At 71.9% G+C, this 22422-nt stretch carries 16 protein-coding genes; 9 read left to right on the top strand and 7 right to left on the bottom strand.

The genetic code is table 11. The features are described 5' to 3' along the window. Positions 1-17: 17 nt before the first annotated feature. Positions 18-704, bottom strand: a complete 687-nt coding sequence (locus ACTEI_RS36490) for a PadR family transcriptional regulator (protein ID WP_122981802.1) — start codon at positions 702-704, stop codon at positions 18-20. A 160-nt stretch (positions 705-864) separates the two neighbouring features. On the opposite strand from ACTEI_RS36490, the gene ACTEI_RS36485 reads away from it, so the two are divergent. From ACTEI_RS36485 to ACTEI_RS36475, 3 genes are all read left to right on the top strand, one after another. After that, on the top strand, positions 865-1299 hold the full coding sequence (locus tag ACTEI_RS36485; RefSeq protein ID WP_122981801.1) for a DUF5318 domain-containing protein: 435 nt from the start codon (positions 865-867) through the stop codon (positions 1297-1299). Positions 1300-1489: 190 nt separating this feature from the next. Continuing rightward, positions 1490-4258, top strand: coding sequence for a transglycosylase domain-containing protein (locus ACTEI_RS36480; protein WP_122981800.1), 2769 nt, complete (start codon positions 1490-1492; stop codon positions 4256-4258). 857 nt (positions 4259-5115) lie between these two features. Beyond that, positions 5116-6624, top strand: a complete 1509-nt coding sequence (locus ACTEI_RS36475) for a glycosyltransferase family 87 protein (RefSeq protein WP_122981799.1) — start codon at positions 5116-5118, stop codon at positions 6622-6624. A 298-nt stretch (positions 6625-6922) separates the two neighbouring features. Here the strand turns inward: ACTEI_RS36475 and ACTEI_RS39510 are convergent, their stop codons facing one another. Next, positions 6923-9145: a hypothetical protein gene (locus ACTEI_RS39510; protein ID WP_372443212.1), complete on the bottom strand. Its 2223-nt coding sequence runs from the start codon at positions 9143-9145 to the stop codon at positions 6923-6925. A gap of 706 nt (positions 9146-9851) precedes the next feature. Further along, positions 9852-10628, bottom strand: coding sequence for a deoxyribonuclease IV (locus ACTEI_RS36460; protein ID WP_122981798.1), 777 nt, complete (start codon positions 10626-10628; stop codon positions 9852-9854). Between the two features lie 130 nt (positions 10629-10758). Here ACTEI_RS36460 and ACTEI_RS36455 point away from each other — a divergent pair, with 130 nt between their 5' ends. From ACTEI_RS36455 to rplI, 5 genes are all read left to right on the top strand, one after another. Continuing rightward, a complete protein-coding gene (locus tag ACTEI_RS36455) occupies positions 10759-11748 on the top strand; it encodes a hypothetical protein (protein ID WP_122981797.1) in 990 nt (329 codons plus the stop codon). Between the two features lie 294 nt (positions 11749-12042). Next, positions 12043-12333, top strand: a complete 291-nt coding sequence (gene rpsF / locus ACTEI_RS36450; protein WP_014448192.1) for a 30S ribosomal protein S6 — start codon at positions 12043-12045, stop codon at positions 12331-12333. Positions 12334-12398: 65 nt separating this feature from the next. Beyond that, positions 12399-12947 carry a single-stranded DNA-binding protein gene (locus tag ACTEI_RS36445; RefSeq protein ID WP_122981796.1) on the top strand — a complete coding sequence of 183 codons (549 nt, stop codon included), beginning with the start codon at positions 12399-12401 and terminating at the stop codon, positions 12945-12947. Positions 12948-12982: 35 nt separating this feature from the next. After that, complete coding sequence (gene rpsR / locus ACTEI_RS36440; protein ID WP_007073789.1) at positions 12983-13222, top strand: 30S ribosomal protein S18; 240 nt, start codon at positions 12983-12985, stop codon at positions 13220-13222. Positions 13223-13236: 14 nt separating this feature from the next. Next, positions 13237-13686: a 50S ribosomal protein L9 gene (gene rplI, locus ACTEI_RS36435; protein ID WP_122981795.1), complete on the top strand. Its 450-nt coding sequence runs from the start codon at positions 13237-13239 to the stop codon at positions 13684-13686. A 179-nt stretch (positions 13687-13865) separates the two neighbouring features. On the opposite strand, the gene ACTEI_RS36430 is transcribed toward rplI, so the two are convergent. Then, positions 13866-18167 carry a hypothetical protein gene (locus ACTEI_RS36430; RefSeq protein WP_122981794.1) on the bottom strand — a complete coding sequence of 1434 codons (4302 nt, stop codon included), beginning with the start codon at positions 18165-18167 and terminating at the stop codon, positions 13866-13868. A 344-nt stretch (positions 18168-18511) separates the two neighbouring features. On the opposite strand from ACTEI_RS36430, the gene dnaB reads away from it, so the two are divergent. Next, complete coding sequence (gene dnaB / locus ACTEI_RS36425) at positions 18512-19978, top strand: replicative DNA helicase (protein ID WP_372443211.1); 1467 nt, start codon at positions 18512-18514, stop codon at positions 19976-19978. A gap of 122 nt (positions 19979-20100) precedes the next feature. Here the strand turns inward: dnaB and ACTEI_RS36420 are convergent, their stop codons facing one another. From ACTEI_RS36420 to ACTEI_RS36410, 3 genes are all read right to left on the bottom strand, one after another. Then, positions 20101-20442, bottom strand: coding sequence for a YbaB/EbfC family nucleoid-associated protein (locus tag ACTEI_RS36420; RefSeq protein WP_122981792.1), 342 nt, complete (start codon positions 20440-20442; stop codon positions 20101-20103). Between the two features lie 216 nt (positions 20443-20658). Beyond that, a complete protein-coding gene (locus tag ACTEI_RS37615; RefSeq protein ID WP_149100660.1) occupies positions 20659-20967 on the bottom strand; it encodes a hypothetical protein in 309 nt (102 codons plus the stop codon). Positions 20968-21980: 1013 nt separating this feature from the next. Further along, the gene (locus ACTEI_RS36410) at positions 21981-22373 is read right to left on the bottom strand and encodes a TFIIB-type zinc ribbon-containing protein (RefSeq protein WP_244940694.1); all 393 of its coding nucleotides are present in this window, start codon (positions 22371-22373) and stop codon (positions 21981-21983) included. Between the last annotated feature and the right edge of the window lie 49 nt (positions 22374-22422).

Below are 22422 nucleotides of genomic sequence, written 5' to 3'. Positions count from 1 at the left end.
TGCCTCCTTGTTGTTCATCACGGCCGGTCCAGGTGCGGACGCGGTGGTTCCGGGGGTGTTTCCGCAGCCGGTCCGGCCGCGGAGTCCATTTCCGGCGCCGGCGAAGCGGCGGCGGGGCTTTGATACGCGCCGGCCAGGCCGGCGCGGTGGCGGAATACCGGGGTACGACCGGACCGCTCGTTGCTGATCAGCTCCTCCAGCCAGCGGACCTCGCGCTCGCACGCGTCCAGGCCGTGCCGTTGCAGCTCGAGGGTGTACGCGTCGAGCCGGTCGGCGGCGCGGGAGAGGATCTCGCGCAGCCCCTCCCGGCGCTCCTCGATGCGGCGGCGCCGGCCCTCCAGGATGCGCAGCCGGGTGGCCTGGTCGGTGCGGGAGAAGAAGGCGAAGTGCACCCCGAAGCCGGCGTCGTCGTACGTCTCCGGCCCGGTGGCGGCGAGCAGCTCGGCGAAGCGCTCCTTGCCCTCGGCCGTGATCTTGTAGACAACGCGGCCCCGTTTGCTGGTCATCGGGGGAACAATCTCGTTGTCGTTCGCCTCGGCCTCGCTGATCCAGCCGGCCAGCTTCAACCGCTTCAGGGTGGGGTACAACGTCCCGTAACTGATCGCGGCCCGGAGCGTGCCCAGCTTGGTGGCCAGCTCCTTGCGGAGTTCGTACCCGTGCATCGGGGCCTCCTGCAGAAGCCCGAGGATCGCCAGTTCCAGCACCCCGACCCTCCCCAAGAGTATGTCCCGATGTATCGGCCCGATACATCGTCACCGTAGATCGAGAAGTTGTACCGCGCAACTCGACCCTGGTGCGCGGTCGCCACGCCACGCTCCGTGATGACGGTCGCCGTGTGAGCGGGGACCGCGTACTCTCTTCGCCATGCGCACGCAGCGACAGGTGGTGGACTACTCGCTTCAGAGGCGGGCGGTCCTGCGTGACGTGCGGAGCGGTCGGGTCAGTGCGCTCGAGGTGTGCGACGCGTCGCCGTACCTGAAAAACGCGGCGACGTTCCACGGCGAGCCGACCGACGAGCGATGCCCCATCTGCCGCCGGGAAAACCTGACCCTGGTCCATTACGTCTACGGCGACGAGCTCAAGCAGTCCGCCGGGCAGGCCCACAAGCTCGCCGAGCTGTCGGTGCTCGCGATGACGCTGCGTGAGTGCCAGGTTTTCGTCGTCGAGGTGTGCCGCTCCTGTTCGTGGAACCACCTCATCGAGCGCTACGTGCTCGGCCGCGACGCCCTGGGTGACGACGACTCCACGATCCAGTGGAAAACGGGTTCGGTTTCACACGTCGGGGAGGGTCGACGGTGAACCGGATCGATGTCGTTAACGTGGACACGTTCAGGACCGACTCGGGCAGCCAGCGCCGTAATCGGTCAAATCAGACGTCCGAACAGGCGGCTGCCGGCGACGCAGCCCAAAACGCCCGCTCGTGGCACGGTCTCCGGGACCCCCTCCCGGGAAGTCCGGCCGCGCCACCGCGAACGGTAGGTGTGAAGGAATGAACGCGTACGGCGATCCGCAGAACGCACGAGCCCGGGCCCGAGTGCCCGGGCCGTCCGCTGCTTCCGGACCCGACGACGAGGACCGGCCCGCTCCGGATGCCTACCGGCGTCCGTCCGGCTCCGCCGCGGTCGGCTCCGCGACGCCGGGCCGGGCCTCGGTGAGCGGCGCGGCGCCGGTCGGCGGCCGGGCCTCGGTGGGTCCCGCGACGCCGGGCCGGGCCTCGGTCAGTGGCGCGGCGCCGGTCGGCGGCCGGGCCTCGGTGGGCGGCGCGGCGCCGGTCGGCGGCCGCGCCTCGGTCGGTTCCGCCGCGGTCGGCTCCGCGACGCCCGGCCGCGCCTCGGTGGGCGCCGCCGCGGTGGGCGCCGCCTCGATCGGTGGCCGCGCCTCGGTGCCCCCGCCGGGCTCCGGTGGCGGCTCCGGCGGCCTGGGCGACGGTGGCTCCGGCAAGCGCCCGCGCACCAAGGCCGACAAGAAGTACCGCCGCGCGAACATCCTCACCGCCGCGGCCGCCGTGCTGGTCATCCTGGTCGGCGCCGGCATCGTCGGCGGCACCTACTTCTTCGACGACGTCGAGCTGCCCACGCCCAAGGCCGAGGCGCAGATGAACCTGATCCTCAACGCCAAGGGGCAGACGCTCGCGAAGACCGGTGAGCGGCGGATCCTCGTCCCCTACCAGGAAGTCACCAAGGTCATGGCGGATGCGGTGGCCGCGGCCGAGGACAAGAACTTCTACCACCACAACGGCATCGACATGAAGGGCATCGCCCGCGCCGCCTGGAACAACATGACCGGTGGCAACCAGCAGGGCGCGTCGACGATCACCCAGCAGTACGCGCGGTACGTCGCCGATCTGAACGAGATCAGCTACAGCCGTAAGCTGCGCGAGGCGGTGATCGCCCGCAAGCTGGAGTCGAAGTACAGCAAAGACCAGATCATGGGTCTCTACCTGAACTACATCAGCCTCGGTCAGGGCCGCTACGGCGTGGAGGCGGCGGCTCAGGGTTACTTCGGCGTCAGCGTGAAAAAGGGTGGCTCCGGCAAGTTCAAGGAGATCAACGCGTACCAGGCGGCGGCGATCGCCTCGATCATCAAGCAGCCGTACGCGACCGCCTCGCATCCGGGTTACGCCCCGGCCGCGAACCCGCCGGTGACGACCATCCAGCGGTGGGAATACACCCTGAAGAACATGCTGGAGATGGGCTCGATCTCGCAGGAGGTCTGGGACAAGCGGGTGTACCCCAAGCCGCTGCCGGTCAGCTCCAGCTCCACGTGCAAGACGTGTGCGGACGGCAAGCCGGTCGCCATGATCCTGCGGCACATCAAGTACGAACTGCGCCAGCTCGGCATCAGCGAGGAGCAGGAGAAGAAGGGTGGTCTGACGATCACCACCACGATCGACCCGATCGTGCAGAAGGCTGCCGAGGCGGCCGGCTCCCGCAAGAGCGAGGATTCGCCGCTGCACGGGCGGCCGAAGACGTACCAGGCCGCGGTGATCGGGCTCGACCCGAGCAACGGTGAGGTCCTCGGCTACTACGGCGGCGACGACCCGGTCGGTGTCGACTACGCCGGTTACATGGACGGCGACGGCAAGGGCGTGCAGGTGGTCGGTGGTGGCCAGTCGCCGGCCTCGTCGTTCAAGATCTACACGCTGGCCGCGGCGCTGAAGGCCAACTACTCGTTCAAGACCATCTGGAACGGCGAACTGAAGCGACCCGGCGGCAAGAAGATCAGCAACGCCGGCCAGGACCCCGAGGACACGTGCGGTGGCGCCATCTCGCACTGTGACCTGGAGCAGTCCACGGTCAAGTCGTACAACTTCCCGTTCTACTGGATCGCCTCCCAGCTCGGCGAGGACAAGGTCATCGCCGCGGCCAAGGCGGCCGGCATCAACTACATGTGGACCGACCGTACGGACGGTCACCCGAACGGCGAGCGCATCGACCTGAACAACAGCAGCGAGTCGACCTGGAAGAGCAAGTTCGACCCCGAGGTCGGCATGGGTCAGTACCGCATCGTGCCGTTGGACCACGCCACCGGCGTCGCGACCATCGTCGCCCAGGGCGTCCGGCACCAGACGCACTTCATCAAGTCGCTCAAGATGGTCGACCCGACCACCGGCAAGCTGAGCACCCTGAAGACCATCACCAAGGAGGGCACCCGGGTCTTCGACGCGGCTCAGATGTCCGACCTGAGCGGGGTCCTGCAGAAGATTCCCGAGCACGCCAAGCACACGCTGCGCAACGGCCGGGACGCGGTGGCCAAGAGTGGTTCCTGGGAGCTCGGCGACGGCAGCTCCAGCAACGGTGACGCCTGGTTCGTCGGCGGTATCCCGCAGCTGGCCGCGACCGTCTGGGTCGGTGGCAAGGACAAGCGGGTTCCGCTGACCGAGGCGAGTGGCAAGAAGATGTTCGGCTCCAACACCCCGGCCGAGATCTGGAAGCGGTTCATCGACACGGTGACCGAGAAGAAGAACTGGGACCAGGAGAAATTCCCGCCGCGGACCGAGGGCGGCGATCCCTCGCTCGGTAACGGCGTGGCACCGGTGGTGCAGGAACAACCGGTCCAGGACAACAGCCAGGTCTGTGACTCCGTGCTGGACTTCATCTGCCAGAACCAGGACAACGGCGGCAACAACAACGGCGGCAACGACAACAATCCCGGTAACAACAACAATCCGGGCAACAACAACAATCCGTTCGGCGACAACAACACCGGTAACAACAACACCGGCGGCGGCGGAAGAAACAACGACGACGACGATTGAGGCCGTTCCGGCTTCCGCGGCGCCCACCTCGACGAGGTGGGCGCCGTTTTTCTATGGCGATTCCGGTCGAGCCTGGAGATCGCGCGCGGTTGTCGGATCCGTGTCCACCGGGTCGCTGGGGCGGGACGCCAGGATTGTTTCCCGGGTGTCCCGGCGACCGGTCTGCCGCAGTTCCCCTACCGGGTGCCACCTCGGTGACCGTCGCAGCCCTGCACCGGATCGTGGCCCGATTCGAGGTGCTCCCCGGAGAGCGCCGGACGGCGCCGATGTGTGACCGGCACTGTGCGGCAGGGTGCGGACAGGGAAATCAGCCGCGGGAGCGGTGACGCATCTCGGCTCGTGCTGGGGCCGTACTGCTTCCTATTCCATTGCGCGAGTTGGCGGCAGCGTGATCAGTTCGGGGATGTGCCTGCGGCTGTCCGGCGTTCCCGGTGAGCCGCTGACGTCTCCACTCGAACCTTTCCGGGTGACGTGACCGCGAAACGGGGAGGGGTATTCCTGAACAGGAAGCGTATCCACGGCGCAATGGCCGCGGTCATGATGACGGTGGGAATGGTCGGGATCGCCTCCGCGCCCGCCACGGACGCTCCGGGCGACTGCACCCGGGGCGTCGCGCACGACCACCGGGGATGGGCGTTGTGCACGAGCGGCTCGGGCGAGTTCCGCGCCAAGCTGAACCGGATGGCAAACGGCGCTGGATGACCTCGCGTGCCACGGCGGGACCCAGCGATGCCGGCGAATGTGCGGACGCCCTCGGCAACCGGGCAATCCCGCCGGCCCGGGTCCGCGCTGACGCGACCGGATCGAGAAGCGGGTTGCTTCAACCGGAACCGTTCCTTAGGGCATGATGCCAAGGCATGAGCGCGCAACCGTCCACCGACCGGCCTGACGTCTCGAGCGCGACCTCGGACGGCTTCGTGCGGGGTCTGTCGCAATTCATCGGCGGGCCGCTCGGCTCGCACGCGACGCGCCCGGACGCCCGGCCGAACCGGTTCTGGACCGCCCCGCGATTCGTGCTGGCCCTCACCTGTCTGATCCTGGCGCTCTCCTGGGTGCAGAAGTCGCCCTGCATGAGCGGCGACTGGCAGAAGAACATCCAGTACACCCGGTTCTGCTACACCGACGTCCTCGCCCTCTACTACGCCGAGGGCCTCAGCGACGGCGCGGTGCCCTACGTCGATCACCAGGTGGAGTACCCGGTCGTCACCGGCTATTTCATGGGGGCGCTCGGCTTGCCGGTGCACTGGTACGGCACCACCCGGAACCCGGACATCAACCAGGGCAGCTGGTTCTACAACGTCAACGCGCTGGTGCTGTCGCTGTTCGCGGTCGCCACCGCGGCGGTGCTGCTGGCGCTGCGCCGACGACGGCCCTGGGACGCGGCGATCTTCGCGCTCTCCCCGATCCTGCTGGTCACCGCGACGGTCAACTGGGACTTCCTGGCAATCGGACTGGCCGCGATCGGTCTCCTCCTGTGGGTCCGGGACCGGCCCGCCTGGGCCGGGGTGTTCCTCGGTCTGGGGGCCGCCGCCAAACTCTGGCCGGTGTTCATCCTCGGCCCGCTGCTGGTGCTCGCGCTGCGCCGCGGGAAGCTCGCGCCATGGGTGCACGCCACGCTCGGCGCCGTGATCACGTGGGGCGTGGTCAACTTCCCGGTGTGGTTCTGGTACCACGATTCGTGGCTGCGCTTCTTCCGGCTCAACTCGGAGCGGCCGATCGACTGGGGGACGTTCTGGTACATCGGCCGGTACCTGGACGGCAAGTGGGCCGGCGGCTCGGCCGGTGACCAGGGCCCGTTCCAGTGGCTCGGCGACCACATCCCCACGCTGAACTGGGTGAGCTACGCGCTGTTCGGGCTGGCCTGCGCCGTACTGATGATCCTCGGCCTGCTGGCGCCGCAGCCGCCCCGCCTGGCCCAGCTGGCGTTCCTGGTCGTCGCGTTCTTCCTGATCTTCAGCAAGGTCTGGTCGCAGCAGTACGTGCTCTGGCTGCTCCCGCTGATCGTGCTGGCCCGGCCGAAGTGGGGCGCGGTCCTGGCCTGGACGGTCGCCGAGATCGGCTACTTCGCCGCCTTCTACGCCGAGCTGATCGGCGCGGGCGGCAAGCCGGTCATTCCGGAGGGCACCTTCGTGCTGGCCTCCAGCCTGCGGCTGATCACCGTCGCGGTGCTGTGCGGCCTGGTGATCCGGGAGATCTGGAAGCCGGAGCTGGACGTGGTCCGGCAGACCTACGGCACCGACCCGGACGCCGGGCCGCTGGCGGGCCGGGACGTGCAGTGGGTGGAGAACCTGCGGCGGCACCTCGGCTTCATCAGGCCGGAGCCGGCCGAAGCCCCGGCGGAGGCACCTCCGGCGCGCACCTCCTGACCCACCCCGCGCACCGGGCCACCGGTGCGCGGACCCGCCCGCGGGCGCCACTGCCGGACCGGCTCGGTGTTGGACCGCCCGGTGTCGGGCCGGCTCGGTGCCGGCCGGCCCGGTGGTGGACCGCCCGGTGTCGGGTCGGCTCGGTGGTGGACCGGCCGGTGTCGGACCGGCTCGTGTCGGACCGGCTCGGTGCTGGACCGCCCGGTGTCGGACCGGCTCGTGTCGGACCCGCTCGGTGCCGGACCGCCCGGTTCCGGCGGGCCCGGCGCGCGGCGGCGCGCCGGAACCGGGGGCGAGCTCAGTTGAGGCGGAACACCACCGCGTCGGGCAGGTCCTCGCGGCGGATGCCGAGCCACTCCACCGGCAGGTCACCGGCCTGCTCCCAGACGGTGCCCGTCACCTCGGAACGGATCAGCAGAACCGTGTTCACCCCGAGCTCGCGCAGATACTGGATGCTCGCCGGATCCGGGAACGACGCGACCCGGGCGCGCATCTCGCCCTGCCGGACCGCACCGACGTTCCCGCCGCCGTTGGCCACCTGCTGATAGCGCGACGTGGTCCACAGCTGCACGCCCTGGTCCTCGAGATTGCCGGTGGGCAGCACCAGCATCGGACCGCCCACGGTCCGCATCGCGGCGGGCTGAGCCGGCACCACCGGATGCGCGGTCGCGTTCCAGCCTTCCAGGATCACCAACAGCAGCGGTACGAGCATGGCGATCCGCATCCACGGACCCGGCCACGGCGGGGTGCGCTGGGCGGCGAGCTGCTCGGCACGGCGGACGAACTCGTCCACCGCCCCGGCCGCCAGGATCGCCAGCAACAGTGTCGTCCAGAGCACCAACCGGCCGGGGATACGCAGATCGAACGAGGCCGGCAGGTGCCCGAAGAGCGGCAGGTACGTCCAGCGGCCGTCGAAGAAGGTGGTGCCCAGAGTGAGGATCACCGAGACCGCCAGCGCCAGCGTCAGGAACAGCCGCTGACGCCACCGCCAGATCGAGAACAGCAGGCCGGCCAGGGCCAGGGCGTAGAGCATGAACCCGGGCAGCAGCGACATCTCGGCAGCCCAGCCCAGGGAGGCGCGCGGGGTGGCGTGCGCGGCGCCCCAGATCCGCGATTCCGCGGGACCGATCAGCAGGCTGCGCAACGGCGGTGAGAAGAATTCGATCTCGGTGGTGCGGGTGGCGGAGTCCGGCACCCGCAGGTACGGCACGGCGATGAGTGCGCCGACACCGGCGAGGAACAGCACACCGAGGATGTCGGCGAGCAGCAGCCGCCAGCCGAGCACGGCGTTCGCCGACTCACGCGGTCCGCTACGCTGCGGCCTCCTGCGCCACGGCGCCCGCCACGCCGGCTGCCGCCTGCCCGGCGCGTCCCCGGCTGCTTTGGTGCCGGCCGGGTCGGTGTTGTCCGGCCGCCCGGCCATGCCGGCCTCGGCCGCCTCGGTACGGCTGCCGTGTTCGCCGGGCGTCACGGCCGTACCCGGCTGGGGCGTGACCGGCTCGATGCGGCCCGAGCTGCCGTGCACCGCTTCGGTCCGGCTAGGCTCTTCCAGCCTGGCCGCCCGCTCCCGGGCCCGGGCCGCCTCCGTCTTGGGCGGCTCCGGCCGGTCTGCTTGTCCGGTGCCTTTGGCGGCTTCCGTCGTGTCCTGGGCTGCTTGTCCGGTGCCTTTGGCGGCTTCCGTCGTGCCCTGGGCGGCTTCTCCCGTGCCCTTGGCTGTCCTTCCCGCGCCGGGCGCGGACTCCGCTCTCGCCGGGTCGAGCCCGCTCGGTGATTCCGGGTCCACCGCCTCTTTGCTGAGCGCCTCCGTCCCGGAGGGCACCGCGGGCTGCGCTGCCCGGTTCCGCTTCGCCCGGCGTCGCTCCCGGAGACGTTTGACCGGTACCGCCACCAGCAGGAACAGCACGATGCCGCCGAGCACGTAGGCGAACGGAAGACCGAGCGAGAAGCCGAGACTGAGCTGCCACGTCGCGACCAGCCAGCCGAGCGTGGCCCAGCCGGCGTGCCGTCGGGCCGGGCGGAAGCCGTGCCGCATCGACCAGCCGTGGCCTCGGGCCAGCATCGCCAGTGCGAGCGGGATCGCCCCGGCCGAGACGATGTCGAGGTGTCCCTCCTGGGCGAGGCGCCAGGGCGCGTACGCGAAAGCGGCCGCCGCCACCGCGGCGCCGATGGGCCGGGCGCCGAGCTGGCGGACCAGGGCGTAGGCGCCGACCAGCAGCAGGGCATGGGCCAGGACGAACAGGATGTTGTAGCGCAGGATCGCGGCGCCCGGCCCGTCGCCGACCAGGCCGAACGGCGCGTAGCCGAGCAGGCTGTCACCGAACGCGAAGCTGTCCCTGGCCGGGAAGTAGGCGTTCGACTGCCACAGTTTGACCGGGTTGGTACGCAGGACGTGGCCGAGCCAGGACACCTGCCACGCCTGGCGGGACGGGTCACCGAGGTCCTGCGGCAGGGTGTGCATCGGGTAACGCAGCGTGGGCCAGGTCAGCGCGACCGCGAGCAGCGTGGCGACGTAGATCGTCACGGCGTACTCGTGGATGAGTCCGCGGCCGGACGCCCGCAGCCCGCGGCGGATCCGGCCGGCCGGCTTCTCCGGTGTCGTCGCGAAGGCGGTCCAGGGGTCCGGCGGCGCGCCCGGTGGCCGGGTGTCCGGCAGCCCTCTGCGCTGCCGCTTCTCCGCCTTCCCGGCAGTGCCGGCGACCGCGGTCGCTTCAACAGCCGTGAGTCTCCCTGCGGCCGTGGGTTCTGCAGAGGCCCCGGGCTTCGTGCCGCGCCGAGGTTCAGCGGTCGTCGGTTTCGCGTCGGCCCCGGGTTTTCCAGCGGCCCCGGGCTTCGTGCCGGGCCGAGGTTCAGCGGTCGTCGGTTTCGCGTCGGCCCCGGGTTCCCCAGCGGCCGCCGGCCGTGCGGCGACAGTGGGCTCCTGATCGGTTGTGGGCTTCCCGGCCACCGCGAGGTCTTCCTCGGCCCTCAGATCCCGGGTGACCGCGGGCTTTCCGGCATCCACCGGGTCGGCGGCGACCGCGGGCGCGACAACGGTGTCGTGCCGCGCCCCGGCGGAATCCCCGGCACCGTCCCGATTGTCCGGTGACTTGCGGGCCCTGGACCGCAACAGCCCGAACAGCCGCCCGCGCCGGGGCTCCCGGCGCCCCGGCCCCTCCATGCCACCGGCAGCGGACTCGGTCGAGAGCGGTTGCGGCTGCTCGGTCACTGACCCTCCCCGGACCCGTGCGTCAGGCGCCCGACCGCTCCCGCAGCAGGGCGATGTCGGCACTCTGACCTTTCACCCCGCCGGGAGTCTCCACAATGGCCGGGGCTCCGGAGGCGCGGATGGCGGCGACCACCAACTCGGGATCGATCTTCCCATTACCCAGGTTGTCGTGCCGGTCCTGGCCCGAGTCGAATCCGCCCTTGGAGTCGTTCGCGTGGATCAGGTCGATCCGTCCGGTGATCGCCTTGACCCGGTCGACGACGCCGGTCAGATCCTCCCCGCCGGCGAACGCGTGACAGGTGTCCAGGCAGAAACCCGCGCCGAAGGAGCCGACCGCGTCCCACAGGCGGGCCAGGTCGTCGAAGCGCCGGGCGCACGCGTTGTCCCCGCCGGCGGTGTTCTCGATCAGGATCGGGAGCGGCATGCCGCCCTCGCTCTCGGCGTACTCGAACGCCTTGCGCCAGTTGGCGAATCCGGCGGCGAGGTCGGCGCCCGCGCCGACGTGCCCGCCGTGCACGATCAGGCCCTTGGCGCCGAGCTCGGCCGCGGCCCTGGCGTGCGCCATGAGCAGCTTGCGGCTGGGGATACGGATCCGGTTGTTGGGCGAGGCGACATTCACGATGTACGGCGCGTGGATGTAGACATCCACGCTCGAGGCCCGCAGCCGCTCCGCGTCCTCGCGCGGTGGGGGGCTGTTGTACTTCTGCGGGTCGGTGAGGAAGAACTGCACCGCCTCGGCGCCGCGTGCGGCGGCCTCGGCCAGCGGGTCGGCGGGATCGACGTGGGCTCCGATGCGCATGGCACGAGCCTACGACGCGGGTCCGACAGTTTCTGCCGAGCGTCACCGGCCTCCGCCACGCCTCGTTGACCCGACCGATCATGTTTGACCGGATGTCCGTCGGACCGGCGGTGAACTGGGGAGTTGGTGCATGTCGCGGCAGTTCCGATACCGGATGGCGGCTGTGCTGGCCAGCGGTGTGCTCTTCGGTGTGCCGCTGCTCGGCGACGGGACGGCCAGCGCCGAACCGCTCGGGCCGGCCGACCGCCGGGTGACCTTCGGCGGCGGCGCGCTCGGCGTCGCCTGCGGGTCGCAGCCCAGCGTGGAGAGCGTGACGGTACCCGCCGAGAGCACGCTGCACGTGATCAACCGGACCGGCCACGACGCCCGCCTGGAGCTGGGCGGCACGCCACGGGGCGTCATCCCGGACGACGGCGCCGCCGAGGTGGTGTTCCGGCGCGGGACCACGCCGGTGGTGCTCGCCCCGGACTGCCCGGAGTCCGACGAGCCGGTGCCGATGATGGTCACCGCGGTGCCCTCGGACCCGGCGGCCGCCCCGGACGCGGCGTCCGACGACTCCGACTCCGCCTCGCGCCCGTCGGTCATGTCCGATCCGGCGGCGGCCGCGCCGGTCGCCGGTCCGGCCGCGCCGGCGACCGGGGCGCCGCGCTCCCGGCCGATGCGGCACGCGGCGGGCGCGGGCGCTTCGGGCCAGCGGCGGGCGGCCGGCGAGCGCCGGACGGTGCGGGCGCGGACACCCGCCGGTGCGGCCATCGCCGGGGCGCCGGCCGCCGCGGCGAAGAGCAGGGAGCGGATCCCGCGTACGTCGCAGGCCGGGGTCCCGAGGAGCGTGGTGACGCCGCCCGCGGCCCGCGACCCGCTGCCCGCCGCCGACCGGGTCCCGGCGGCCGGCCCGCCCGCCGCTGACCCGGTCCGGGCGACCCCCGGGGAGGCTCCCGCGGCGGACCCGGACCGTGTGACCACCCCGGCGGCGGAGCCGGTCGCCGCGATCCAGCCGATCCGGACCGGCCGGCCGATCGGGCTGCTCGGGGTGATCGCGACGGTGTGCACGCTGGGCGTGCTGATCGCCGCTATTCGGGCAATCGTGTCGCAACGTGCATCAAGGGCAAATGTGGCGTAAGCTTCTGTTCGTAAGGCTCCGCGGGGCGACCGCGTCCACCTCATCGGTGTGGTCGTTCCTCCCCAGGTCCCACCCAACGAACCGGACCGGGCGCCCCGCGGCTCTGCGGCACGAGGACCCCGTCCACGGACGGGGTCTTCGTTTTGGGTTGGAGCGCCCAGCCTGGGTATGCTGGCTCGGTTCGCAGACTTTCCGCCGTGGGCGTCGTCTCTCCCACGGCTTTCTTCTGCGTTCGACACAAGACCTCCTGCCACGGAGAGACCGTGGCCGCATAGCCCACAGGAGGTGAATGTCTTGCGTCATTACGAACTCATGGTGATCCTCGACCCTTCGCTCGAGGAGCGCACCGTGGCCCCGTCGCTCGACCAGTACCTGAACGTGATCAGGACCGCGGGTGGCTCGGTGGAGAAGCTCGACGTGTGGGGCCGTCGCCGGCTCTCGTTCGAGATCAACAAGAAGGCTGAGGGTATCTACGCGGTCGTCGACCTGCAGGCGACGCCCGAGGCCGTGGCCGAGCTGGACCGTCAGCTCCGGCTCAACGAGTCCATCCTGCGGACCAAGGTCATCCGTCCCGAGACCCGCTGAGGCGTTTTTGTCAGAGGGTCCTGAGACCCTTTGCGTCAACGACTTGAGCGGCGAGGAGAAGTTTCATGGCTGGAGAAACCGTAATCACGGTGGTTGGCAACCTGGTCAACGACCCTGAGCTGCGCTTCACCAATTCGGGTGCGGCGGTCTGTTCGTTCCGCATCGCTTCCACCCCGCGGACTCTGGACCGGCAGTCGGGCGAATGGAAAGACGGCGAGCCACTGTTCCTCTCGTGCAGCATCTGGCGTGACGCCGCCGAGCACGTGTCCGAGTCGCTGCAGCGCGGCGCTCGGGTGATCGTGCAGGGGCGGCTGCGCCAGCGCAGCTACGACACCAAAGAGGGAGAGAAGCGCACCGTCATGGAGCTCGAGGTCGACGAGATCGGCCCGTCTCTGCGGTACGCCACGGCCAAGGTGCAGAAGATGAGCCGTTCCGGCGGCGGGGGTGGCTTCGGCGCCTCCGGCGGCGGTAACCGCCAGCAGTTCGGCGGCGGCAACAGCGGTGGCGGCGGCCGGAGCAACAACGACTTCGACGACCCCTGGGCGTCGGCGGCCCCGGCCTCCAGCGGCCGCTCCGGCGGCAACTCCTCGTTCGACGACGAGCCTCCCTTCTAAGCCCTCGGGCTTTCTTGAGTTCAGGAGTAAGAGCAATGGCTAAGGCTGCGGCGCTTCGCAAGCCGAAGAAGAAGGTGAACCCGCTCGACAAGGACGGGATCACCTACATCGACTACAAGGACACCGCGCTTCTGCGGAAGTTCATCTCGGACCGCGGCAAGATTCGTGCCCGCCGCGTCACCGGTGTGACCTCGCAGCAGCAGCGGCAGATCGCCCGCGCGGTCAAGAACGCGCGCGAGATGGCGCTCCTGCCGTACACGGCGACGGCGCGCTGAGGAGGGTCACCCAGATGAAGATCATCCTCACTCAGGAGGTGTCGGGTCTCGGCACCCCCGGCGACATCGTCGAGGTGAAGAACGGCTACGGCCGTAACTACCTGCTGCCGCAGGGCTTCGCGATCCAGTGGACCAAGGGCGCCGAGAAGCAGGTCGCGGTCATCAAGCGGGCCCGCGAGGCGCGCGAGATCCGGGACCTGGGCCAGGCGAACGAGGTCAAGGACCAGCTGTCCGGCCTCAAGGTCACGCTGAGCGCGCGCTCCGGCAACGGCGGCCGCCTGTTCGGCTCGATCACCCCGGCCGAGATCGTGGACGCGGTCAAGGCCGCCGGTGGTCCGTCGCTGGACCGTCGTCGTCTCGAGCTGCCGGGTCACATCAAGACCACGGGCTCGTACAACGTCCAGGTCAAGCTGCACCCCGAGGTGACCGCCACGTTCCCGGTGAACGTGGTCGCCGCCAAGTAGTTCTCGCACCACCGCGTACGGCGCGCCGGGCTCAGCCCCGGCGCGCCGTTCGTGTTTGCGCTGTCCGGCTCGGTGAGCGGCGGGATGGCCGGGCACGAAGACCGCGCAGAGATGCGGGTCAGGGCCGAGCGGACACGGGCGCCGAGCGGACACGGGCCCGGGCACGACGGGGAAGCGGGTCAGCTGAGGCTGTTGCCGGTGATCGCCGAGCTCAGCACCGTGGCCAGGCCACCGCCGACGACGGCCGCGGCCAGGCCGACGCTCGCGGACTTCCACGCCGTGGTGGCGAAACGCAGGCCGAAGGCGACGACGATGCTCAGCGCCAGCGAGATGCCGAACTCCGGCGCGGCGTTGGCGAGCGTCTGCAGAGCGTGCGCGCGCTGGCCGCTGTTCAGCAGCAGCATGCCGGCGACGAAGAGGACCACCGGCACGCCGTACCAGACGACCGTGTATCCGACCGCGGCGAGCGGGCTGGTCGAGGTCTCCTCGTCCTCCTCGTCGTCCGGGTTGAGCAGGTCGTTCGGCTGGCCGGAGAGCAGGGCGCTGCTGACCGGGCGCCGCTCGTAGGCGCCGGTGTTCTCGAAGAAGGCGCTGCTCGTGGCGCGGCGCGGTGGCCAGGAGGTGTCGGCCTCCGGTGCGGCGTCCGGCGACGCGGCGATCACCGAGGTGGCGCTCAGGGCCAGGTTCGCGCCGCCGGAGACCGCCGCGGAGCCGCTCGGCCGAAAGGGCGGGAAGTCCGAGGTGCTGAAACGCTGCGGCTCGCCGTCGACCAGGTCCGCGCTGAGGTCACGACGCCAGTCGTCGGCGGCCGGAGCGGCGTTCGGGCGGTAGCCGGTGCTGCCGGGGACCGCGGCGGCGCCGGAGACGGGCGCCGTGCTCACGTCGGCCCGCCAGTCGGTACCGGTGGCGGTGGCGCGGTAGCCGGCCGCGCCCGAGGTGGGCGCGACGCTGGTGGCGCCGTTGAGTGCCGCGCGCCAGTCCGCACCCGGGGGTGCGGTGCCGCCGGCTGCGGTGCCGCCGTTGAGCCCGCTCCTCCGGTCCGTGCTCGCAGCCGGGGCTCCGCCGGGTGCGGTGGCGGCCTCGTTGAGTGCGGCGCGCCAGTCGCCGCCGGGTGCCGGGACGCCGCCCGGCGCCGGGACGCCGTTCGTGCCGGGGCGCCGGGCGCTGCCGGGCCCGGGGAAGCCCTCGGCGCCGGGGCGCCGGGCGCTGCCGGGAACGCCGGCGCCGCCGGCCGCATCGGGTGCCGCGGTCCCGTCGGGAGCTGATCCGCCGTCGATGCCGGCCCGCCAGTCGGCGCTCGCGGTGGCGCGATAACCGGACACCGGAGCGGCGGCGCCGCCGCTCGTCCCGGTACGCCAGTCGCCACCGGCGGTGGCCCGGTACCCCGCAGAGCCGGAGACCGGAGCCGCGTCGGCGCCGCCGTCGAGGCCGGCGCGCCAGGCGCCGCCCGGGGCGGGACCGGAGGTCGGGGCGACGTTGTCGGCTCCGGCGCGCCAGCCGCCCCCGTCCGGCGCGCCGCCGTTGCGGTGACCGGGATCCGGGGCCGTGCCGCGGCGGTGACCGCCGTCGCCCGGTCCCGAGCCGCTCCAGCCCGGAGCCGGTCCGTTGTCACCGTTCCAGGATGTTCCGGTGGCGGGGCCGCCGGGGCCACGCCAGTCGTCGCGGCCCCGGCCACCGAAGGGCGGGTCGTCGCGGTCGTCGCGGCGGCGCGGGGATTCGTAGCGGTCCACACCGTCGTCGGAAGCCTCCGGTGACCAGGACGGCGGGCCGCCGGGAAGCTCGCGCTGGGCGCCGTAGGCGGGCTTGCGCGTGTCACGGCGGCCGGTGTCACGCCACGACGGGTCGCCGCCGTAGCCGTTCCGCCACGAGCCCTCGTCGTCCCGCCGCGGTGGGCCGGCGGGGAGTTCCCGGGCGCCGTGGGACGGGCCGGGTAACTCGCGGCCGCCGCTCATCCGGCGCTGGTCGGACCAGGTCGAGCCGTCGGTCTCCGGGGCGCCGTAACCGGTGCGGCGCGGGGCCCGGTCCGGCTCCGGCCAGGCGGCGCCGTCCGGCTCGGCGTCGTAACCGGTCTGCCGCGGCACGCGCGGGGAGTCCGACCACGAGGTGCGGCCGGCCGGCAGCGCACGCGGCTGCGGAGTGCCGTAACCGGGCTCGTCCCAGTCACCGGACCGGCCGGCGGGCAGCTCACGCGGCGCTTCCTGCCGGGGCGGCAACGGCCCCGGCCGCCAACCGCCGGTGGCGTAATCGTCGTCCGGGCCGACCGACCGGCGCCCGGGAGGCTCGGACCAGGCGTCCGGCGGCGGTTCAGGTGCGCGGCGGCGGCCTCCGCCGCCGTCATTTCCGAGCCCGTTGCCGTACGCCGTGGGAGCGCCCGGTCCGGCCCGGTAGTCGTCCGGGTCGCCGGCCCCGCGGAAGCGGCCGGACGTGTACGGATCGGACTGGCCGGCTCCGGTCCACGAGGCGCCGCCACCGTCCGGCATCGCGCTGCGGGGCGTCGCCGGGCCGGGCATCGCGCCGCCGGACCAGGCAGCGCCGCTGCCGGGCATGGCGCTGCGCGGGGCAGCCGGGCCGGGCATGGCGCTGCGCGGGGTGGCCGGGCCCGGCATGGCGCTGCGCTGGCGCGGGTCGTCCGGGATCGCGCTGCTCGGCAGCGGCCCGCCGGGCACCCCACCGATCGGGCCGGACGGCTCGTCGTCGCGCCGGCTGCGTCGTCCGCCGCCACCCCAGCCGTCCGCGCCGGCCGGCTCGGGTGGCGGCGCGGTGCCGCCCCGCCGCTTCATCTCCTCGCGGCGAGCCGCCTCGGCCCGCCAGGCCAGGACGCGGGGGTCGTCCTCGGCCCGGCTCCACTGCCCGGTGTCCGGGTCGCGCGTCCAGTTGCTGGTGTCCGGCTCGGCGTCCCAGGAGGCGGTGTCCTCACGCCAGTCCGTCGCGTTCGCGTTGTAGCGCTGCGTCCGCCGGGCGCGCCGGCCGGTGCCGCGCTCGCGCTCGGGCAGGCCACCGGAGGCGGCGGCGCCCTCGGCACGGATCCGGCCGCTGACGTCCGGCGACGGGGCGTCGTCCGGCGCGGCGCGGCGGGACAGGCGGGTGGAGGACTCGGGGCGTACGCCGTACCGGATCGGGGTCTGACCGCCGCGCTCGCCGTAGGCGGCGCCGGAGCCCTGAGCCGGGTATCCGTCCTGTTCCGCGGCTTGGCCGCGGTCGTGTTCAGCGGAGCGCCGGCGGCGCGGGGAGGCCAGCGGTTCCGCCCGGTCGGCGTCGTAGCCGCGGCGGCTGGAGCGGCTGCCCCGGGACGGGGCCGGCGGGACCGGGTCGGGAGCCGGCGAGCCGGGCGCGAGCGGGATGCTGCCGGTGTCGGTGTGCCCGGCCCAGTCGTCGGTGTCGGCGGTGCTGGTCCAGCCGGTGCCCCCGGCGGGCTGGGTATCCGGCTCGGGCGCGCGTCGGCGGCCCCGCCGGGTGGACCACTCGGTGTCGGCGCCGCGCCGCCAGGCGGCACGGTCGTCCTCCCGGACGAAGTGCCGGCCGTCGTCACGGGGACCGGCCTGCCAGCCGGGACCGTCGGACCGCTCCCAGCCGCCGACGTCGGTGGTGTTCTCCCCGGGGGTGTGGCGCGCGTCGCTCCACGACCCGGACGGGGTGGCGCTCTCGGCGGACCGCTGCCACGACGGCGACGAGGGCTGCTGCCAGGACGGGGTGCGGCCGGACTGCTGCCACGAGGGCGTCGACGCGGAGGGCTGCTGCCACGACGGGGCCGGGGTGGAGGCGGACTGCCGCCACGAGGGCGTCTGCGCGGAGGATTGCTGCCAGGACGGGGTCGATGCCGACGGTTGCTGCCAGGACGGCGTCGATGCCGACGGCTGTTGCCAGGACGGCGTGCCGGAGCTGCTCCAGGTCTGCTCGACCGGGGTGGTCGCGGCCCGCCCGGCGTCCGCGTCGCGCCGCCAGGACGGGGTGTCCGACCGGCTGGACGGGAGGTCCCGGCCGGCGCCGACCTCCTGCTCCGGCGTCGGCCACGCGGTGCCGGAGATGGTCGCGCGATCGGGCGTGCTCTCCGCGTCCTGCCCGGACTGCCACGCCTCGGTGGTGGAACGCCAGACGTGTGATCCGGTGGAGGAGCGCCACTCGGTGGTCTGCCGCCAGCGCGCGCCGGTGGCCCGCCACTCCGAGGTCTGGGTGCGCCAGCCGACGCCGTCGGCCGGGAAGGTGGGCCGGCCGGTGGAGGCCACCTCGGACCAGCGATTCGCCGGCTCGACGGCCTGGCCGCCACCATCCGAGTACGGCTCGATCTCGCTCTGCTGCGCCCAGGCGTCCGCCCGGCGCTGCCAGGTGAGGGCCTCGGGGCTGGGCGTCATGCTGCCGGTGTCGGTGAGCGCGGACCAGCGCGGCTCGGTTTCGTCGATCTCCGATTCCCGGGTGGGCCAAGCCTCCGCAGCGCGCCTGTCGCGCGACATGCGGGCGCCGTAGTCCCACTCCCGTTGGTCCACCTGAAAAGGGTGACGTGCCGGAGACGGAACCGCAACGCCTCACAGCGACAGCTTGCTCACCCGACCCGGTAAATCCGCAGATCCATCAGCTTTTCTGCCCTCCACAGGAAGGAGCCAGAAAAGTGCTGCTGGAGGTCTTTCCCCAGGAGTTGTCCACATGCTGTGCACAGGGCTGCCCACAGCTGAGGGCCACCTGTCCACAGGTTGTCCCAAGACTCGTCCACCGTGGCAGTTGGGCTGGTCGTGACGGGGTTCGTACAGTGGTCCAGCCCTCTGATCGACCGGATCTGCTGAAGTAGCCACGGACTCGGCCGAAGGAGTCGTCCGAGGGTTGTTCGATCGTGATGGCGGCATGGTCAATTAAGGGGGATGTCCCGGTGTCGATCACCGACGACGCACGTCCGGATCCGCGTCCCCCGGCTCAGCCGACCGGGGGACCCCAGAGCGGCGGGTTCGGCCGTTCCGGGCCGACGAACGGTGGGCAGTTCGACAAGGCGCCGCCGCAGGACGTCGCGGCCGAGCAGGGCGTGCTGGGCGGCATGCTGCTGTCCAAGGACGCGATCGCCGACGTGGTCGAGATCCTCAAGACCAACGACTTCTACCGGCCGGTGCACGCCACCATCTACGACGTCATCCTGGACCTGTACGGGCGGGGTGAGCCGGCCGACGCGCTGACCGTGGCGGCGGCCCTGGCCGACAGCGGTGACCTGCAGCGGGTCGGCGGCGTGCCCTATCTGCACACGCTGATCGAGAGCGTGCCGACCGCGGCCAACGCCTCCTACTACGCCCGGATCGTCTCGGAGCGGGCGATCCTGCGCCGGCTGGTCGAGGCGGGCACCCGGATCGTCCAGCTCGGCTACGGCACGGGCGGCAACGGCGGCCGCGACGTGGACGACATCGTCGACCTGGCCCAGCAGGCGATCTACGACGTGACCGAGAAACGGGTCAGCGAGGACTTCGCCGCGCTCGGCGACATGCTGCAGCCGACCCTGGACGAGATCGAGGCGGTCGGCGCCGCGGGTGGCGTGATGACCGGCGTCCCGACCGGCTTCAACGACCTGGACCGGCTGCTCAACGGCCTGCACCCGGGTCAGCTGATCATCGTCGCCGGCCGTCCGGGTCTGGGCAAGTCGACCGCGAGCATGGACTTCGCCCGCAACGCCGCGATCCGGCACGGCTGCGCCAGCGCCATCTTCTCGCTGGAAATGAGCAAGATCGAGATGGTGATGCGGTTGCTCTCCGCGGAGGCGCGGGTGCCGCTGCACACCCTCCGGTCCGGTCAGCTCTCCGACGACGACTGGACCAAGCTGGCTCGGCGGATGGGCGAGATCAGCGAGGCGCCCATCTTCGTCGACGACACGCCCAACATGAATCTGATGGAGATCCGGGCCAAGGCGCGCCGGCTCAAGCAGCGGCACAACCTCAAGCTGCTGGTCATCGACTATCTCCAGCTGATGTCCTCGCCGAAGAAGACCGAGAGCCGTCAGCAGGAGGTCTCCGAGCTGTCGCGTGGTCTCAAGCTGCTGGCCAAGGAGATCGAGTGCCCGGTGATCGGCGTCAGCCAGCTGAACCGTGGCCCGGAGCAGCGGACCGACAAGCGGCCCCAGCTTTCCGACCTGCGTGAGTCCGGCTCGATCGAGCAGGACGCCGACGTCGTGATCCTGCTGCACCGCGACGACTACTACGACAAGGAGTCCCCGCGGGCCGGCGAGGCCGACTTCATCGTGGCCAAGCACCGTAACGGGCCGACCGACACGATCACGGTGGCGGCGCAGCTGCACCTGTCCCGTTTCGTCGACATGGCCATCTAACCCGCATTCCACCGCGGGTGGACGCCCGTGGCACGCCGGGTCGCGGCAGAACCGCGGCCCCCGTCCGGCGTACGGCGGGCGTCCGGCCGCAGCCGCGACGGGCGCGGCTGCGGCGGCTGGGGTCAGGCCGCCTCGTCCGGCGGGCGGTGCGTGGTGACCAGCCGTTCGACCTGCCGGTGCTTGCCGGCGGCAGCGTGCTGCACCGTCTCGACGATGATCCGGGCCAGGGTGTCGACGTTCCACTCGCGGCAGGCTTGCTGGTCGAGCCGCAGGTCGACGAGCTCGCCGTCGGCATTCACGGTGGCGTGCACGACGCCGTCCGGGGACTCCGCGCTCACCTGCATGGTGGCCAGGCTGCGCTGCAGTTCGTCCACTCCGGAGCGGAGCTCCTCGTAGCGGCCGTAGACGTCTTCCAAGTCGGTCCGTAGCGCCTGGTTCGCCGCGCGCTCAGCGATTTCAGTCACGGTTGTTCCTCCGTTCGCCGTGACAGGGGGGCGACGTGAGAATACCCAAGATCCGCGACGTTGCGTATTCCAGTGACTTCGTAACGCGAACGAAAAAAGAGACCTATCGAAATGGTTCACTCGTAAGTGACCGAACGACTCCAATTTGTGGTCACGTAGCGTGACAAAGGCCACTGTGGTAGGTGGCGTCGAGGGACGGTGACGGGCTGGCCCGGCTCAGTTGCCGCTGGTCGACGTGCCAAGCATGGGAAGGGCCGCCGTGGCGGGACCGAGCAGCCGACGGTCGCTCTCGGTCAACGCCATCCGGCCGGCGCACTTCAGTGACAGCTCTCGGCCGTCCCCATTCGCGGGCAGTTCGGTGTCACCCAGCAGGCCGGTGATCGTGGTGACCGCCACGTCCATCGCCGAATCGGATGGTCGAGGGTGCACTGACCGGTTACCGAGCAGATCCACATGGTGCAGGAACGCCTCGGTTATCAGGGTGGCGAAAAAGTCCGAAAGGGCGAGTACCAATCCCTGGGTCATCACCCGTCGCCCGTCCTCGGGTGAGCCGACCGGCGCGGCTGTGCCGGCAGCCGAGGCTGCGGTTCCGCTGGCGGTTCCGGGTGTGCTGGCGGTTCCGGGTGGCCGAGGGTCGCGGACCCGTTGGTGGCCGCCGGTGCGCCGGCGGCCACGACCGTGCCGGCGACCTCGGCTGCGCTTGCGATGGTGGGAACGTCACCGCCGGCCTGGGCGGCGGTCGCCCGGACCGCGGCCGGGGCGGGGGTCGATCAGAGCGTGACGATGCCGCCGGGGCGGTCGAAAGCCGCGGCGCAGCGACGGATCCAGCGGGCATGAGCGCCGGCGGCTTCGCTGCCGGAAGAACCGGATCGCGTACGCCAGTAGCCGACGACATCCGTGTCCACCGGCGCCCGGCTCGGGGTGGCCAGCGCACGCGGGGCATCTCCGGTGAGGTGGAAGAGCAGGTCGGCGCGGCTCCATCCGGGACGGCCGGAGGGGGGAGGAGGTCGTGGTCGCTGAGCCCGGCGACGAACCCGTTCACCCCGGAGTAGGCGCCGCGTCGAGTGCTCGGACCAGGCCGTGGGCGCCCGGCAGCGCCATGCCACCAGCCTTGCAGGCCCGCGCATGCGGCCCGGACGGCTCCCCGGTCCAGCGGGAGAGCGCGTGGGGCCTCCGTTCCGGCCACGAGACCGGAGCGGAGGCCCCACGGTGCCGGCGAAGGCCTCACGGTGCCGGCGAAGGCCTCACGGTGCGCGCGAAGGCCTCACGGTGCGCGCGAAGGCCTCACGGTGCGCGCGAAGGCCTCACGGTGCGCGCGAAGGCCTGAGTCGTCGAACCGGTCGCAGGAACGCCGGCTCCGCGACCCGGCCGTCCGCCGCCGCGCCCGTCGGCTCGAGCTGTCCGGCCCGAGCCGCGGCGCGCCCGCCTGAGCGGTCGGGCTGTCCGGCCCGAGCGCGGCACGCCCGCCTGAGTGGTCGGGCCGGGCGAAGTGCCCGAGGCGGTCAGTGGAACGCCACGGGCCGAGCCCGAACGAACCGTCAGTCGAACAGGTCGTGCAGGAAGCTGCGACGGCGGTAGTGGCCGTGGTGCCCGTAGGCGCGGTAGTGGCCGTGATGTCCGTACTGCGGCACCGGCGGCGGGTAGTGCGCGGCCGGCGCGTGGTGGACCGGGGCGCCGTAGGCGGGCGGCGGCGGGGGCGGCGGAATGTAGCCGTGCCCGCCGTGCGGGGGCGGAGGCGGGGGCGGCGGGGTGTGGGCGGCGGGGCCCGGCGCCGGCGCGGATCGGTTGTAGCTGGCCTCGGCCGCGAAAAGTTTCTCCAGCTCACCGCGGTCGAGGTAGATGCCGCGGCACTCGGTGCACTGGTCGATCGTGACGCCGCTGCGCTCGTAGACCCGCATCTCACCGTGGCACTTGGGACAGGTCATCTGCATCTGCATTCCATTGACGGTACAAGGCGGTGTCATGCCGTGGGGCCGAAGA

The sequence above is a fragment of the Actinoplanes teichomyceticus ATCC 31121 genome (assembly GCF_003711105.1).
GTDB lineage: Bacteria > Actinomycetota > Actinomycetes > Mycobacteriales > Micromonosporaceae > Actinoplanes > Actinoplanes teichomyceticus.
This window is presented reverse-complemented; position numbering and strand designations above follow the sequence as displayed.